The sequence below is a fragment of the Gottfriedia sp. OAE603 genome, from assembly GCF_040543965.1.
In the GTDB taxonomy this organism is placed as follows: domain Bacteria; phylum Bacillota; class Bacilli; order Bacillales; family Bacillaceae_G; genus Gottfriedia; species Gottfriedia solisilvae.
This window is the reverse complement of the sequence record NZ_JBEUNN010000001.1, coordinates 785,338-802,947: the sequence shown is the minus strand read 5'-3', so window position 1 is coordinate 802,947 and position 17,610 is coordinate 785,338. Positions and strand designations below refer to the sequence as shown.

General features: G+C 32.5%; 15 protein-coding genes and 1 pseudogene. 1 reads left to right on the top strand and 15 read right to left on the bottom strand.

The window, feature by feature from the left end; genetic code table 11:
• Positions 1–60: 60 nt before the first annotated feature.
• The 14 genes and pseudogenes from ABID96_RS03970 to ABID96_RS03905 form a co-directional block, all read right to left on the bottom strand.
• Positions 61–591 carry a hypothetical protein gene (locus ABID96_RS03970; RefSeq protein WP_192600916.1) on the bottom strand — a complete coding sequence of 177 codons (531 nt, stop codon included), beginning with the start codon at positions 589–591 and terminating at the stop codon, positions 61–63.
• A 583-nt stretch (positions 592–1,174) separates the two neighbouring features.
• Positions 1,175–1,651 (bottom strand): hypothetical protein, encoded by a 477-nt coding sequence (locus ABID96_RS03965; protein ID WP_192600915.1) that lies wholly within the window; start codon positions 1,649–1,651, stop codon positions 1,175–1,177.
• Positions 1,652–1,736: 85 nt separating this feature from the next.
• Positions 1,737–2,079, bottom strand: a pseudogene (locus tag ABID96_RS03960) (response regulator transcription factor); the annotation flags it as partial.
• Between the two features lie 295 nt (positions 2,080–2,374).
• Positions 2,375–2,893, bottom strand: a complete 519-nt coding sequence (locus tag ABID96_RS03955) for a hypothetical protein (protein WP_192600914.1) — start codon at positions 2,891–2,893, stop codon at positions 2,375–2,377.
• Between the two features lie 15 nt (positions 2,894–2,908).
• On the bottom strand, positions 2,909–3,157 hold the full coding sequence (locus ABID96_RS03950) for a hypothetical protein (protein ID WP_192600913.1): 249 nt from the start codon (positions 3,155–3,157) through the stop codon (positions 2,909–2,911).
• 49 nt (positions 3,158–3,206) lie between these two features.
• Complete coding sequence (locus tag ABID96_RS03945; protein ID WP_192600912.1) at positions 3,207–4,706, bottom strand: HAMP domain-containing sensor histidine kinase; 1,500 nt, start codon at positions 4,704–4,706, stop codon at positions 3,207–3,209.
• Entirely contained in the window at positions 4,707–5,390 is a 684-nt protein-coding gene (locus ABID96_RS03940; protein WP_192600911.1) for a response regulator transcription factor, read from the bottom strand.
• Positions 5,391–5,588: 198 nt separating this feature from the next.
• On the bottom strand, positions 5,589–6,119 hold the full coding sequence (locus ABID96_RS03935; RefSeq protein ID WP_192600910.1) for a GNAT family N-acetyltransferase: 531 nt from the start codon (positions 6,117–6,119) through the stop codon (positions 5,589–5,591).
• Between the two features lie 510 nt (positions 6,120–6,629).
• On the bottom strand, positions 6,630–7,337 hold the full coding sequence (locus ABID96_RS03930; protein WP_192600909.1) for a response regulator: 708 nt from the start codon (positions 7,335–7,337) through the stop codon (positions 6,630–6,632).
• Entirely contained in the window at positions 7,303–8,937 is a 1,635-nt protein-coding gene (locus tag ABID96_RS03925) for an ATP-binding protein (protein WP_192600908.1), read from the bottom strand. The genes ABID96_RS03930 and ABID96_RS03925 overlap by 35 nt, the downstream gene beginning before the upstream one ends.
• A gap of 81 nt (positions 8,938–9,018) precedes the next feature.
• Entirely contained in the window at positions 9,019–10,545 is a 1,527-nt protein-coding gene (locus tag ABID96_RS03920) for a tripartite tricarboxylate transporter permease (RefSeq protein ID WP_192600907.1), read from the bottom strand.
• Positions 10,546–10,568: 23 nt separating this feature from the next.
• Positions 10,569–11,021, bottom strand: coding sequence for a tripartite tricarboxylate transporter TctB family protein (locus ABID96_RS03915; protein ID WP_192600906.1), 453 nt, complete (start codon positions 11,019–11,021; stop codon positions 10,569–10,571).
• 57 nt (positions 11,022–11,078) lie between these two features.
• The gene (locus ABID96_RS03910; RefSeq protein WP_192600905.1) at positions 11,079–12,095 is read right to left on the bottom strand and encodes a Bug family tripartite tricarboxylate transporter substrate binding protein; all 1,017 of its coding nucleotides are present in this window, start codon (positions 12,093–12,095) and stop codon (positions 11,079–11,081) included.
• Between the two features lie 267 nt (positions 12,096–12,362).
• Complete coding sequence (locus tag ABID96_RS03905) at positions 12,363–14,744, bottom strand: immune inhibitor A domain-containing protein (RefSeq protein WP_377897025.1); 2,382 nt, start codon at positions 14,742–14,744, stop codon at positions 12,363–12,365.
• Between the two features lie 210 nt (positions 14,745–14,954).
• Between ABID96_RS03905 and ABID96_RS03900 the strand changes: the two genes are divergently transcribed.
• Entirely contained in the window at positions 14,955–15,539 is a 585-nt protein-coding gene (locus ABID96_RS03900) for a DNA-3-methyladenine glycosylase (RefSeq protein ID WP_192600903.1), read from the top strand.
• 189 nt (positions 15,540–15,728) lie between these two features.
• Here ABID96_RS03900 and ABID96_RS03895 read toward each other — a convergent pair whose 3' ends face one another.
• On the bottom strand, positions 15,729–17,390 hold the full coding sequence (locus ABID96_RS03895) for a glycerol-3-phosphate dehydrogenase/oxidase (RefSeq protein WP_192600902.1): 1,662 nt from the start codon (positions 17,388–17,390) through the stop codon (positions 15,729–15,731).
• Between the last annotated feature and the right edge of the window lie 220 nt (positions 17,391–17,610).

The following is a 17,610-nucleotide window of genomic DNA, read 5'->3' as shown; positions in this document are numbered from 1 at the left end:
TTTAAAAGGGTTAGCCTAAATGGCTAACCCTTTCTTATATAATAAAAAATGGGGGCGATATTAATTTGTAATCTTTGCTAAAAACTCTTTCTTTAATTCGATTGCTTTCAGTAAATTCGTCTTAATTGTTTGAAGCGTATTAAGAGATATATCATAATCTCTTTCTTTTAACTTCCCCTTAAATGTTTCCCAATTGCTTTTTCGATCTTCCCAAAGTTTTTTTACTTCAGTAGAATACGCTTTATGTTCATTTTTAAGGGTAGTTAATTTAGATTTAATATCATTTAACGCAACCTTCTTTTCTGCTTTTGTTTTATCTTTTGCAGATTGAATTAATTTTGCTTCTTTTTTAAGAGATTCTATTTTTAAGTGATAGGCAGATTTTATTTGAGTATTTAATTGTGCTTTTTGTTCTCTTAAAGCCTTAATTTCTGCTTGTAGGTCTTTCAATTGTTGAGGCTTTGGTACTTTTGTTTGTTTTTGTTTTGCTTCTACTGATACATTTGTAGATGGTTTCACTTCATCAGCATGAACTGCTGACACTCCTAATGACATTGCAAACATAAATGGAACGATGACTCTTTTCTTCATATTAAACCTCCAAATTGTTTTTACTATTATTCTTTCAAATGCGAGAGACTCATTCTATGGTGCATGTTTTATCCAAGCTTTTTTTGTTTTTGCTTTCTTGTTGATGAATCAATTGGCAATTCTTGAAGTAATGATATAGGATAACTTGATGGATAAGAATCCCTCATTTGAAAGATAAATAAGAAAAAATAGCGATTTTAAAGTTTGTCTTGTTGTTTTATGTGTACTTTATTCTTTTGATGTATGCTACTAATTTCTTATTCTAAAAGTAATATACTGTACGATTGTCACAACTAAGTAACAACAATCTGAAGTTCTTGTTAACAATTCCAATAATGATAAAAAAAGACTCTTCTAAATGAAGGGCCTTTAGTCTGGTAAAAAGAAGTGTGTTGATTTTCGCTCCATGATGCTCGCTTTCCATGGGGCGTGAGTTGAGCCTCCTCGGCTTTCGCCTGTGGGGTCTCAACTTTCCCGCATGTCCCATAGGAGTCGAGCATTCTTCCGCTTCAATCAACTTCTTATATTACTTTCTTGATTCAACACTTTAAAAACTTTTAAAAACTTGGCTTCTTTTCATAGGCTAAAAATCATTTTGACATCTCTTTAAAGATTCTTGGGACAATATCTCTGTTGCTTTTTTTATATTGGATACATTGAAAAATACAATATCGTTTTCTCCTAGGTACATTGATTTAACTTGTACTTTACACCATAGGCTGCCGTATAGTTGGTTAAATACGCCTGGAACTCCCGGTGGAATATTTAATAGAGCAATGATTGTTTCATCTTTAAATGATACATTATGTGAATCGAGTGTTTTTCTTACTACATTGAGGTCTCTATTTGTCTCAGTTTCAGTAGTGCCTGCTACGATTCTGACAAAGTTTTTTTTATCGCGATTTTTTGTTGTCGTTAGTGCCAAAAGGTTAACAGAATGTTTTGCAATACCATTCAAGATATTCGAAAGGTTTTGATCGCTTGCAGTAAAAGTAAATTGCGTTCTGTATTCAATTTCATATTTTAATTGTTGTGAATTACGATTATAAGAACGATTCATTTCGTGCACATCCTTATGTTTTGGTTTTATATTAAGATATGTGACAAATGAGTTATGGTTTGGGTAAAAGATAACCTTCTATACATCTTCTTAAGCAGGCATCAATTCTTGCAGAAACCTCTTCTATATCAAAGGGTTTCGTAACATAGTCATCTGCGCCAGCCCTTAGCGCATCTATTTTAGTTTGTGTCTCAATCTTTGCAGAAATGATGATAACAGGGATTTCACTTTCTTTCCTTACCTGACAAACCAGGAAGCATTAAATCTAGTAGTATCAGATCCCACTTTTGATTTTCTAAATAAATCAGCGCCTCAGTCCCAGAGTATGCTGATTTAGGATGATAACCGTTTCTACTAATAATATTACAAAGTAATTGATTAATATCTTCATCATCTTCAATTATTAAAATATTTATCACTTCATTCAACTTTTTCATCCTCACAATTAAGATTCATCGTAATATGGGCATTGTCTATGTTTTGAATAGATGCAGATTGTTTATATATTACTTTTTTCTATATTTTCCTTATTTACATTCAAGTACAATCTCATTCACAAGCTCAACATTTTTCAATGATCCCATTTGTTCAAAAATAACTAAATTAACTGATCATTGTCCAACTAAATTAATAACTTGATAAATTACTACATACACAAAACCCCTAAAGCAATTTGCATTAGAGGTTTTATTCTTAAGATATGACAACGAAACATTCAATACATTACAAATTGTTAGCTGTTAAACTTTTAAGAAATTCTTTATTATTTAAAATGGTATTTTCTAAGTTTTGGCGTATTAGCTTTAATGTTTGATATGCACCTTTAATATTTTCATTTTCCATCTGTTTCTTATAATTATCCCATAACTTTTTTCGTTCGCTTTTCAACTGTTTATTGATAGAAATTGCTTCTTTATAAATACCAATTTTACTTTTAATTTTATTTAATTTATCTTGATTACTTTTTGAGTAATTGCTCTTCTCTAATTCTTTTAATTGATTAACTAATAACTGTTTTTTCTTTGGGTATAACTCTTTAATCTGTTCATTTAATAGATTTTTTTCTTCATTTAGCTTTTTTACTTCTTGCTGTAAATTTTTAAGTTTGTTAGAGATGTTTCTACTAATCTCTTTACCATCACTTAATTCCTTATTGCCTGTAGCTGCTTCACTTGGAGTAGAAAAAAACATTATACTCCCAATTGAGATCATAACAAGTAAAAAATACTGCAATTTCCGCATAATTCACCTCTAGTATTATTTTAAATCGTTTGGAAATCCATCATCTTCTTGTTCAAATTCTAAATTATCAATTTCTTCAAGCATCTCACCCAGTTGTTCTTCAAAGGTCGTTTCTTCTGAAGCTTTTTCTTCTGTAGTATTTTTTTCTTCAGTGAGTGTTCGTTTTGAAGGTTTAGAATTATTTTTCTCATTATAATTGTTATCAATAAATGAACAACCAATTAATATAAAGAGCAATATCAACGGAATAATATACTTTTTCATTTTATCCTCCGTAATTCCTTACCCAAATTTTTACGGCCTTTTCTAGAAATCATTCGTTAAAGTTTGTCATTTTAGGTAATTCAATCCAAAATGACACACCATCCTCCTCATTTTCAACCCCAACATTTGCTTGGATCATGATTGCTAGCTCTTTTACAATACTTAGACCTAAGCCTACATTTCCATTTGTTCGGTTTCTTGCTAAATCCGCTCGATAAAAACTTTCCCAAATGCTTTCTATTTCACTTTCAGGTATCATTTCACCACTATTAAAAACCGATATACGATATGTATTTTCTCTTTCTTTTACTGAAATTGTGATTTGTTTCTTTTCATTCACATGAGTTAATCCATTATTTATGTAATTACTCATGATTTGTACTAATTTTATACGATCTGTCATAATTGGTTTTATATCGGTTTGTTCGTGTTGGAATACAATATGATTTTCATTAAATTGTGGAGAATATAATTTCATCATCTCATTTACTAGCTGATTTAAATCCACTTCCTCATAATGAACTTCCATCTTACTATTTTGTAATGTTGAAAGATTTAATAAATCGTAAACCATTTTCTCCATTTTGTTTGCTTCATCCATGATAATATCAAGGTATTCTCGTTGTTCTTCCTCGGTTTGATTTACACCAACTTGTAATCCTTCAGTGTAACTTTGAATGATTGTAATAGGCGTTTTCAATTCATGGGAAACATTTGATATAAAGGTACGCCGCTTTTTTTCAAATTTTACTTTTTCTTCTAGTTCATTCATTAATGTTTTATTTTTGATATTCAACTTTTCAATGAAATCTGAAATGATGTTACTTAATTCATTCATCGAATATCCAAGTTGCCCCAATTCATCCTTTCTATTGCGACTCCATTTTCTTGAAAAGGACAAACTAGTCATTTCTTTTGCCATACTACTAATTTCTAAAATTGGTTTTGTAAATGATTTAGCCATGATCAATCCGATGACTGTACCAACACATAAAAGTGCTAGACCAATATAAATTAAAAAATAATTGTATATCTCTACGCTTTCATTAATAGCTGTAATTGGTGTACGTATAATTAAGATTTTATTTCGATCGAGCTTACTACCTACTAAAAGAAACTCTAAGTCTATACTTTTTAAGTTCGTTTTTGTGACATAAAAAGTATTTTTCTTTAATTCATTTTTTAAGCGATTCATACCATTTTCAGATACGTTCGGTTTATTTTGTAAATCTTCAAATTCATCTATTGTACGGAGCTTTTCCTTACTATCTCCTTTTAAAGTACTATATAAAGTGCTACCACTTAAAGAAAGAACTTCAATTGAAAAACCGTGAGATTTCTCTAAAGTATCAACAAATGAAATGAGTTGATCTTTATTTTTTTGTCCGTATAATACTTTTAATTCCTCGCTACTATTTTTAATTTTGATTGTCTTTTGATGAATATAAAATGTTTCTAAAAAAAACAGATTAATTAGTAGGCCAATTCCGACTAAACTAATTATCAATAAAATAAATGTAAGTAATAGTTTTGAACGAATTGATTTCATTTATGAAACCTCAAAACGATAACCGATTCCTCGAACAGTGTGAATGTAGGATGAACAAGCTCCTAGTTTTATACGAAGTCTATTAATATGTGTGTCTAATGTTCGATCCTCACCATAGTATTCATATCCCCAAACAGCAGATAAAATTTGTTCTCGCTCTAATGCTAATTTTTGATTTTTAATAAAATAATAGAGCAAATCAAATTCCTTCTGCGTCAGGATAACTTGTTGATCTTGTATGAATAATTTCCTTGCACTAAAGTCGATTTCTATATCTTTCGCTCGGAATATACTATGTTCATATTTACTAGATTCCGCTACTACTCTTTTTAATAGAGCCTTCATTCTAGCAATTAGGATTAATGGTTTTACCGGCTTTGTAATATATTCATCCGCTCCAACCTGGAAGCCATACAATTCGTCATATTCCTCACTTTTGGCAGTGATCATAATAATCGGTATGCTAGAGTGCTTTCGAATTTCTTTACATACTTCCCATCCATCTATTTTAGGCATCATCACATCTAATAGAATTAGTTTCAGCTCATTTTGATTTGTTTTGAATAAGTTAATTGCCTCTTCACCATTTGCTGCTTCTATAACTTCAAACGACTCTCGCTTTAAAAAGTCTACAAGTACTCTTCGGATACGCTGTTCATCATCACAAAGTAATATTTTCACCACAGTGTTTCCCCCAATAAAGCTTTCTATTATCTATTTATATTATAAATTGCTAGATTATTAAATGAAAGAAAATTCAATAATTTCAGTATTATTAAGTGAACTTTGAAAGAAAAAAGACAGATAGTTATCTATCTGCCTTTTTAAAAGGAAGTATTTTTCATTCTTATTTTCATTTAAGCTTTTAATTGTTTCAGTTCATTAACTCGTTAATCTTACTTTTTGTTCTCTTAAATTGAGCATCATGTGTTCTTGATCCCAATATTCATCTTTCAGTTTTAAGCTGTCCGGTGTTACAGCAAATGTTTCGAAGCCAAATGTTTTATATAGTTTTTTAGCAGATGTATTACCTTCAACAACATTTAACATAATTTGTTCTAACTCTAAGCTTTTAGCTAAATGAATGACTTCCTCGATCAGTTTATGTCCAGCACCCAACCTACGTGCTCTAGTTGATACATAAACTGACTCAATTTTTCCTTTATGTTCTGATTTCGTTTTTTCGAATGTTTTCAAAGTAGCGATTCCAATTAATTCCCCATTATTTGTAAATGCTCCAAATGTATAATTGATGTCTTTATCTAATATTTCAGCTTTATATTCTATTGGGTCATCTTGTTCAAGTATGTCATCCATCGTTGTACTAAATACTTCTGGATTTTTTTCTAAACCTTCTAGACGAATATTAAGATAGATTTCTGCATCTTCCTTTGTTAATAAGCGTATTTTCATTTCTATCTCCTCCGTGTTGTATCCACATTTAAATTTTAACGAACTCAAAGTAGGTTTTCAACGCTTTATGAGGTATGCTTCGACTGTCATATATTTGTAAAAAATGCAGAAAAACGCCTGTATATCAATATTTAAACAGATTCAACCTGTCCAATTTAAGGGATAGCTGTTACAGAATTGTTAGCTTTGTCATACTTAACTTTACATTAGTAAGAAATGATTATTGTTGATATTTACTTACAATTGGCTGTTTTTCTGACTTCCTGCTATTTAACCAAAAATGAAATATGTTAATCGACTCCAGGGTGCTCGCTTTCCGTGGGGCGTGCGCTGAGCCTCCTAGTCGCATTCGCTCCTGTGAGGTCTCTCCTGTCCCGCTACTCCCCATCGGAGTTCTCACCTTCCGTTCCAACTACTTCTGTAACAACAGTATGCTTAAGAGATAACTAAAAAAGAATTTTGAGATAAAATATGTGAGACTCCTAGTCAATAAACACTGCTTTCAGACCCTTAACTAAGTTTATTAATTAGATAGACTCTTTCAGGTCTTCCAATCGTTCCATAGGCTAAATCAGCAAGTACCTTCCCTTCTGATACTAAGTACTCTAAATATCTTCTTGCAGTTGTGCGACTTACTCCAATTTCATGACTAACATGTTCTGCAGTCATACCTTTACTTTCCTCATGAATCGCTATTAAAACTTTTTCTAAGGTAAGTTTATCTATTCCTTTTGGAAATTGACTTTGATCCTCGATGTTGCTGATATTCTTCCCAATTAAACTATCTATCTCGTCCTGAGTAATATAAGCACTTTTGGACTGTAAATTACTAACTTTCTTTGAATAATTCGCATATCTAATTAATGAATTTTTTAAGCGTTCAAAAATAACTGGTTTAATAATGAAGTCAAATACTCCGTAATGAATAGCTTGATTAACTGACTGTATTTCCTTAGAAGCGGTAATCATAATTACATTCGAAGTTGTTGAGTTGTCTTTTATCCATTTTAAAAAATCTAGTCCGTTCATATCTGGAAAATAAACATCTAGAATTACTAATTGTGGTTTTACGATTTCAAATAGCTCAACCGCTTCTTGATAATTAGTCGCAATACCTATTACGCTGAAACCATCAATTTTATCAATGAATCTCTGATGAATTTCCGCAATTCTACTATCATCCTCAACTATTAATACTTCTATTAAATTCTTTTTCATAGAATATGCTATTCTCCTTTTGTTGTTTAGGAATTGCAACAATAAAGGTTGTTCCTCCATTTTCATTAGAATGAAATGTAATTTGGCCATTTAATTTAAGGAGTAATCTTTGAACTAGATGTAGTCCAATACCTGAATTTTTGTTCTTCTTTTTTGTCGTGACACCATATAAAAATATATCTTCCACTAATTCTTCTGGGATTCCATTTCCATTATCATCTATTTCAATGATTAAATCCTGGCCAATGTCTGTAAGAAATAATGATACTTTCTTTTCTGGTTTGTTTGATTCAAGCACAGCATCAAATGCATTGTTAAGTAGGTTTCCTATTATTGTTATTAAATCTTCGCGATTAACCTCTTTTGGCACATTCGCAAAACTACTATTATGATCTAACATGAAATCTACTTTTAACTCATTCGCTAAACTTATTTTCCCTATCAAAAGCCCTGCGATAACTGGATCAGAAATTTCTTCCATAATGAATTGAATGATATTTTGAGTTATATTGGACTCTTTTGATATTAATTCAATTGCTTCTTGGTATGATTCAAGTTGCATCAAACCTAAAATTGTATGCAGTTTATTTGAGTATTCATGAGATTGAGCTCTTAATCCTTCTGAATAAGCCTTTATTTGTGACAATTCATTCAGCACTTTATTCAATTCCGATTTTTCTCTAAAGGAAGTTACTGCACCAACAATATTACCGTCTACTCCAGAGATTGGAACACAGTTGATAATCACCATTTTTTCGTTAATTAGAAATTCTAAATCATATATTGCTTCTCCTGTTTCTACTACTTTTTTCAAATGAGAATTATGTAAAATGTCTTCTATTTTTAATCCTCTAAGTTTTATATTATTTGGAATAGATAGTACTTTATGGGCATTTTCATTAACGACTGTAATTTCACAATTTTCATCTATGGCAATAATACCTTCATGAATAGATTCTAAGATGGCATGTTTTTCTTGATACATTCTTCCAATTTCTTTTGGTTCTAATCCGAAAATAGATTTTTTAATATTAAATGAAATTAGAAACGCTGCCGAAATACCAATTACTAATATAATTAAGCTATTAAATAACAACTTTTTATGAAACTTACTAGCTTCTTCTTCAATATCCTTAATCAAATAACCGACGGAAACTACACCTATTACATCTCCTTGATTGTTTATAATTGGTGATTTTCCTCTTAACGAAGGTCCGAGTGTACCGGTAGATTCTGATATGATTTCCTTACCTTTAAATACTTTCTCATTGTCACCACCAACCATCCTTTTACCAATTAACATTGAATTGGGATGTGAATAACGAATTTCATTCCTGTTACCGACAACGATAAATTCTGCTCCAACTTTTTTTCTTATTTTTTCTACAATCGGTTGAATCGTTACAGATGGATTTTCTTTCAAAAATGCAGTGCGTATTTCTGGCATATTTGCAACTGCTTGAGAGATTGCTAATGCTTTTAATCCTTTCTCGTGCTTTGCATTTTTTTGAAGCATTTCTTGTGATACTAACTCAAAAACACTGCTAATACATAAGATTAGAACTGATATAAAGATGATTAGTTTATAGTGTAAGCGCATAAAATTCTCCTCATATTTTTATAATAATCAAAAAACTCCTTTTATTAAAGGAGTTTTTCTAGATATTTAATGCTAGTTATTTTATGCTTCTATATTCACTACAACACTTTTACCTTTTAATTTAATAACGATTGGAACTATAATCCACAAAGCCGCAACGACTAGAAATGAAGCTGAAATTGGATGTGTAATAAATATGCTATAGTCACCATTGGAAACTGTTAAAGCTCTTCTTAAGTTATTTTCAATCATTGGTCCTAACACTATACCTAATACTAAAGGTGCAATTGGAAAATCATTTTTAGAAAGAAAATAACCAAAAATGCCACAAGCAATTAATAGTAGTAAGTCATTTACAGAAACTTGTACCGCATAAACCCCAAATATTGATATTGCGATAATGATCGGTAGTAAGTATTTTTTTGGTGTTTGAATAATCTTTGCAAATAATCTTACCAAAGGCATGTTTAGTACTAATAACATAATATTACCGATAAACATACTTGCAATTAATCCCCATGCAACATCTGGGTGTTCTTCAAATAAAAGTGGTCCTGGTTGAATGTTATACATCATAAATGCACCCATTAATATTGCAGTCGTTCCAGAGCCAGGAATTCCTAAAGTTAATAGTGGAATCATTGCTCCTCCAGATGCAGCATTATTAGCTGATTCAGGTGAGGCAACTCCTGCAATTGTTCCAGTTCCAAATTTTTCAGGAGTTTTACTTAACTTTTTCTCAACAATATAAGCAAAAAATGAAGCCAATGTTGCCCCTGCTCCGGGTAAAATACCGATAAAAAACCCTAACAATGAACCCCTAGCAATAGGTGCAGCACTTTCCTTTAATTCCTCTTTTGAAGGTACTAAATTATTAATTTTTGCGATTTCTCCATCATCTACTTCATTTTCCAGTATCGTTTTAAATACTTCTCCAAGGGCAAATAACCCAACAGCAATTGTTAAAAATTCTAACCCTTGATATAACCAAGGAATATCATAAGTAAATCGTGAAACCCCAGAAACTGAATCGATACCAATCGTCGCAAGAAGTAACCCAACAATTGTCATAATCAATGCCTTAGTTATTGATTTACCTGCCAGGCCACTAACTGCACATAATCCTAAAAGCATTAATGAAAAATACTCTGCTGGTCCAAATTTTATAGCGACAGCCGACAAAGGTTTAGCAAGTAGTATTAATGCTACAAGCGTAACGACGCCTGCAACAAATGAACCAATAGCTGCGATAGATAAAGCACTACCAGCTCTTCCTTTTTTAGCCATCTGGTAACCATCTAATGTCGTAACAACAGATGACGATTCCCCAGGTGTGTTTAAAAGAATAGATGTCGTTGATCCACCATACATTGCACCATAATATACACCCGCAAGTAATATAATCGAACTAGTCGCTGCTTGTTCTGGTGCTAAAAAACTCGTTGCAGAAGCTGTTACAGGTATAAGTAGTGCTACTCCACTCATGGGTCCAATACCAGGCAAAACCCCTACTGCTGTGCCAATTAACACTCCGACAAAGGCGAATAATAAGTTATACCAAATAAATGCAGTTTCAAAACCTTGAGCTAAATATTGAATTGTACCCAATTGTTTGTCTCCCTTCTAGTCGTTTAAAACCAAATTGGCCATCCAGGTAATGTACCTTTCATAACATTAACAAATACAAAGTAAATAATGATTGAATATCCTAGAGAAATAGTAATTGACTTCAACCATTTCCCTCTTTCTAATGCTTGGAAACAAATCAATAAAAACAAAAATGAACTGATAATAAAACCAATTTTTTCAAGTAAAAGTGCATACATAATGGCTGAAACTAGGACAATTAAAAATCGTTGGTAATTAAATTGGGTTGTATCTGTGTTTTCTTGTTTATAAAAAAATGTTTCGTAAAATAGACGACAACTCAATAAAGTCAGAATACAACCAAGTATAAAAGGAAAGACATTTGGTCCTACGACACTTCCATATGCTGTTGTAGCAATCCCCCGGCTTTCTATCATAAATGTTAGACCGATTATTAAAAATATGATCGCTGCAATTCTATCAAACTTTTTATTCAATTCATTCACCTCTCTATTTAAATAGTAGAAGGAGAAAACTCTCCTTCCTCACATCATTTATTTTTTCATTCCCAATACTTCTAATAAATCATTAACTTGTGTTTCTTGTTCCGCTAAGAACGTTTTAAAGTCTTCACCGTTTCTATATTCTGGCTGCCAGCCTTGAGTCTCTACTTCTGTTTTCCACTCATCTGTTTCTACTAATTTAGCAATTGTATTTTCCCAGAAAGTATATGCATCCTTAGACATTTTTTCTGGACCGAAAACGCCACGCCAAATGACAAACTCTGCATCAACTCCTTGTTCTTTAGCTGTTGGAACTTCTGATAAAACCTCTCCCTCAATGCGTTCAGGTGCTGTAACTGCAAGAATTTTCACTTTACCAGCTTTTACGAATTCAAGCGTACTTGAAATATCGGTAGAAATAACATCTGCATTTTTTCCTAAAAGTGCTGTTATTGCTTCAGAACCGCCATCATATGAAACGTATTTAATTTTAGTAGGATCAATACCATATTTGTAGGCTGGTAAGATTCCAATTAAATGATCCATTGATCCAGGAGCAGAACCACCTGCTAATGTCACTTTACTAGGATCCTTTTTCATATCTTCTAAAAGCGATTTTAAATCTGTATATTTTGAATCAGCCCTAACAACAATTGCACCGTAATCAATTGTTAACTGTGCTAAAGGAGTTGTATTTTTATAGCCATATGGACTGTTTCCCTCTTTTTTTAAGTTATTAATAATAATTGGAGGTGAGTTTACAAATAGTTTTTCATTATTAGCTTTATCCTTCGTAGCATACTCAGCCATAAATACTGCTCCGCCACCACCAGGCTTATTCTCCACTGTCATCGGTTCTTCTACAAGATTTGTTTCACTTAAAATTTTTACAAATGATCTAGATGTTAGGTCCCATCCTCCACCTGCCCCAGATGGCGCAACAACCGAAATTGCTCTTTCCGGATACGAAGATTTACTTCCTGAAGTTTCTTTCCCACTATTACATGCTGCTAGACTTACAGTTAAAACAGATGACAATAATAATAAACTAGCTTTCTTACGATTCATTATTAATCCCCCTTATAATGTAAACGCTTACTTATAGAAGTATTATAGTTTAATAATTCAGAAAAATATTATTTTGAACGTTAAAGATGTAAGTATCATTAAAACCATTTTGTTCATAAAAACCACAGTGATTTATATCTATACAAAGTACACATTAAATGGGAAGTGTCTAATACTAGTGCTGTAGAACATCTTCTTTCCCTGCTTTTTTAGACATAAAAAAATACGAGACTGAATTTAATCAGCTCGTATTTTTCCTTGATCGATTTATTTATGAATCCAAACAGCTCCAGCAGAATTATCTTTTGCTTCTCCAATTACTTGGAATTTTAAGCCAAAGTTTGGAAGGTTTCTTCCTGCATCAGGAATTAACTCATTCATGTATTCGTTTGAATCATCGAATTTTGTAACTCCTGCTAATCCGTCATAATCGAAAATTCCACGAGATGGTGAGTTAATATACCATTCTGGAGATTTATCATAACTGAATGCAGCATCTGAAACTTGGTATCTAGTACTCTGCTCAACAGATTGTTGTCCATTTAGGTTACCAACAATTGCTGATGGATGAGCGTCAACTACACCTAAGAATCCTTCTCCTGGATGTACACCTACCCAGTTATCAGTGTAGCTATCATCACCATACCAAACTACTAAACCAGTATTATACTTAACGCCGCGAGCAAATTCTAATGCTTTATCACTTCCAGCGTAATTTCTCCACTCTAAGTAGTAGTAATGTTTCTTGAAATCAGTTCCATTTGATACACTTGCACCATCTAATGTAAATGCTGGTGTACCTTCTGCACCATCAGTAAATACTACTTGATCATTTACTGTTAACTTTGCTTCATCAAACGCAAAACCATTTGGAGCTAATCCGCCATCAGTTACATACTCAAATTGAACTTTTACATTTTTCCCTTTAAATGCAGATAAATCATATGATTTATCAACCCATAGGCCTTTTGATGTTTCATATCCACCTGCTGTATTTTCATCACCAATTGTATCAATTGTCGCAAGTTTATTACCATTCTCGTCTAATACGTTAACATATAGATAGTCAAAATCAAATTCTACTTGATAGTTAGCTTTTACTGAGAAATTAGCACTTGTTGCGCCAGTTAAATTAAACACTGGTGAAGTCATCGTAGTGTGTAAGTCATCACCTTTTGAACTGTAGTAATATTTTGCACCAAATTGAGGTTGAATTTCACTCTTAACCTCTTTATCTGGTAAATTTACTTTAACAATTCCAGGATTATTTGATTTTGTTACACTTTGATCGATAAATGCAGCAATACCTTCTTTATCGATATCTTTATAATCTACTTCTGTCATGTTAGCCCAGTTCCCACCAATTGTTTTTTGGAAGAACTCTTTATTTTGTGGAGAAAAGCTTGTAGGTGTTGTTCCAGCAATTGCACCATTCCAACTACCGCCACTCATAATAGACCAAGAAGCAATTGGTTCACCATCACCAGTATATTGTGTATCATATTCATCTGGTAATCCTAAATCATGACCATATTCATGAGCAAATACACCTACAGCACCATCTTCTGGTTCAACTGTGTAATCATATGCAGCCATATATCCGCCCCAATATGGAACAGAAGCTTGTGTTCCTGCAAAAGGAGTAACGCCATTTAATACCCAACGGTGTGACCAAATCGCATTATCACCTAATGCTCCGCCACCTGCTTCTTGTCCAACTCCAGCATGAATTACCATTAAGTGATCAACTAAACCATCTGGCTCATTTGTATTACCATCACCATCGATATCGTAAATATCTAGGTCATCATAATCAGCTAAATTCACTCCAGATTTAATCGCTGCTTTTAATGCATCTTTAATGAAATCACGTGGGCCTTTTGGATTTAAATTATCATGTCCAGTTGCACTATCATCACCATAATCAGCTGCATTACCTGGAACTGTTAACCAGTCAGTTACTGTACCTTTTACAGTGTAGCTTCCACCAGATTGTTCTTCATAAAATTGTTTAAACGTTTTTACTTTAGAACCGTCAAATAATGTAAAGTCCTTATCTCCAAAAAGCATATTTTCATAGTGTGCTTTATTGAAGTCTGAAGAATACATATATCCTTCTTCTTGCTCTATACTATTATGTTTAAAATCTGCAAATTCTGCTAATACAACTAATACTTTATCTTCACGAACACCGCCATCGTAGTTTGCTTGTTTAGCTGAATCTACTTTGACGATACCATTTTGCTTACCTTTTTTGTAATTTCCATGACCTTTAGCTAATTGCTTTAACAATTGGCTTTTACGTTTTTCTAACGTATTTTTTTGTTTTTCAGCAATTTCTGAACTATGATCATTCGTTTCTTTACTCTTTTCACCTTGTTTTTTCTTTATGTATGCTTTAACCTTGGCTTTAGCAGTTTCAGCACTGTCAGATGCCTTAATGATACCTCTGTCTTTTAAGGCTTTTTCTAAACGTTCTTCATCTACAATATTTAAATCTAAATACGGAGAAGCTATTACTTGCTGACTCTTTTCTTCAGTAGGGACTGCAGCTTTTGTCGTTAGTCCTGTTGAAAGAACAGAAAAACTTAATGCTGTAACAAGCGAAATACTTGATAAAACTTTCCAATACGATGGTTTTCTCATAATTTGCACCTCTATTCTGAATTTTCATAACAGTAAATAAATAGTACAAGCTACTTTCTCTCTCGACAATGAGTCTTTATTAACTATTTTTAATTTAGTCAATAATCAATTCTCACTAAAATCTAATAATTTTTAAAAAAGGTAGAGGTAAATTGTCATATTATTTCGACAAATAGAAACTCAAAAAAATACTAAGAAAATGGTGAAAATCTGATGATTACTCCTATTAATCAAAGTTTTTTTAATAAACCTACACTTCAACTGTCGAAAGATTTACTTGGTTGTCGTTTAGTACATTTAATGGATAATTTTGTAATTTCTGGGATAATTGTGGAAACGGAAGCTTACATGGGGCCAGTTGATCGTGCTGCACACAGCTTTCAAAATCGCCGTACTAAACGGACTGAAATTATGTATCATGAGGCTGGGCTAATTTATACTTACCAAATGCATACACATACTTTAATAAATATTGTAAGTGGAAATATAGATTGTCCTGAGGCTGTTCTGATCAGGGCTATTGAACCGATTGACGGAATCGATTATATGATAAAAATGAGGAATAACCAGCCTATTTCAAATTTAACAAATGGCCCAGGTAAATTAACAAAGGCTATGAATATTACAATGTCTTCATATGGACAAAAAAGCTGGGAACCACCAGTATTTATTGCGGAAGGAAGCAAGCCGCACGCTATTAGTTCGGGTCCCCGTATTGGCATTGAGAATACTGGAGAAGCAAGAGATTACCCTTGGAGATTTTGGATTACAGATAATCCATTTATTTCAAGAAAGTAAATTACAAAGTAACCTCAAGCAGCATTTGCAATATTATGACTGAAAATTTGAATCCTTAAATTTGGAACAAGACCTTTAATAAACAAAGCACCAAGGTAACTAGTTTAAAAGCAAACTACTTGCCTTGATGCTATTTAATAGTTTTACCCCATATAAAGAAAGTGTAATAAATTGAAACTTCCTTTCATTTCAACATTCTCTAAAACCAGTGGTAGCACTAATTATTTGTTCTTCTAGTTCTAATCGATATTCCTTTGTTTGATAATCACTCCAGCCAAGTCTTTTTCTCATGTAATTTATTACTCTATTTTTGTATTTATTTACAACATCGATTTGAAAGTATAATGTCCCTGTGCGTCTTATAAAAAAATCTACTGGCTTTACAATCATTTCATATTGAATTCCATACTCTAGTGGTAAAAATAATGTTAAAGGTAAATCATAGTTATCCTTAATGTTTCGTAGACCAATATCTAATATTTGGTCAATATTTGAACCGTACCTATTACTCAATTGCTCATATTCAATCTCATTTAAACCAATTGCAATGCCTGCTGATTCAAATCTTTTTTTATAATTTTGAAATCCTTTTGATCCCCCAACTTCTCCACCCGAGATGGGTAATTCCTTCGTTTGGCAATCCTTGTAGACTTTATTTTTAGTCATAAAAAAATCCTTCGATACATGATCTACAACAGTTTCAGCCATTTTGCGGTATCCAGTCAACTTTCCTCCAGCTATCGTGATTAATCCTGAACTTGATAGCCAAATTTCATCTCTTCTAGATATTTCTGATGGGTCCTTGCCTTTCTCATAAATAAGTGGTCTGACTCCTGCCCAACTTGATTCAATATCTTCTTCATGAAGTTGAATTGTTGGAAACATAAATCTGATGCAATTCAGAATATATCGTCGATCATGTAGACTTACTTTTGGATTTACTGGTTCTTTATCAAAAATTGTATCCGTTGTACCTACATATGTCTTTTTGTCTCTTGGAATGGCAAATACCATTCGCCCATCCTCTGTATCAAAATAAACAGACTGATTCAGTGGGAATTTTTTATGGTCAATGACTAAATGAACCCCTTTTGTTAAACGTAAATTTTTGTCGTTTTCGATTTTATCTTTTTCGCGTAATTGATCTACCCATGGCCCAGTTGCATTTACTACTTTTTTAGCATTGATTGTAAAAGGAACTCTTGTTATACAATCGATTACCTTAACACCATTAACCAGACCATTTTCATAAGTAAAATCTGTCACTTGGACATAATTGATTGCCTTTGCACCATGCTCAACTGCTTTTTTAATGACTTCAATTGTTAATCGAGCATCATCTGTACGATATTCTACGTAGTAACCCCCACCCTTTAACCCATCTTTTTTAATGAGTGGTTCTTTAGCGATAGCTAGATTTCTATTTAACATTTTTCGACGTTCTTTTTTATGCACTCCCGCTAAATAATCATATAATCTTAAACCAATTGATGTACTAAATCTCCCAAATGTTCCACCTCTATAAATCGGTAAAAGCATCCATTCTGGTGTCGTTACATGAGGCCCATTTTCATACACAATCTCTCGTTCTTTTCCAACTTCTGCTACGATACTAAATTCAAACTGCTTTAAATAACGTAAACCACCATGCACAAGCTTGGTGGATCGACTTGAAGTTCCTGAAGAAAAATCCTGCATTTCGACAAGGGCAGTACTCATCCCACGCGTCACTGCGTCAAGTGCAATTCCGCATCCGGTTATTCCTCCTCCAATGATTAGTACATCAAATTCTATTTCAGCTAAATGTTTCTTTATACTTCTTCTACTAAAATATGAAAATTGTTCATTCATTATTTGAAACCTCACTTTAGTTATTTTTCTCGTTGAAATGATCTTGTAAGGAATAAACAATAAATGTGAGATATGTACTCTTTACGTCTCATTCTTTTAGCTTATTAGTCTGAATAAAAGAACATGTGTGAATTACATGAAAATAGTAAGATCATTTTTCTAGATTACTAAACCGTAACAATGGGCAAATAAAAAAACAGAAACATGTCATAACAAACGA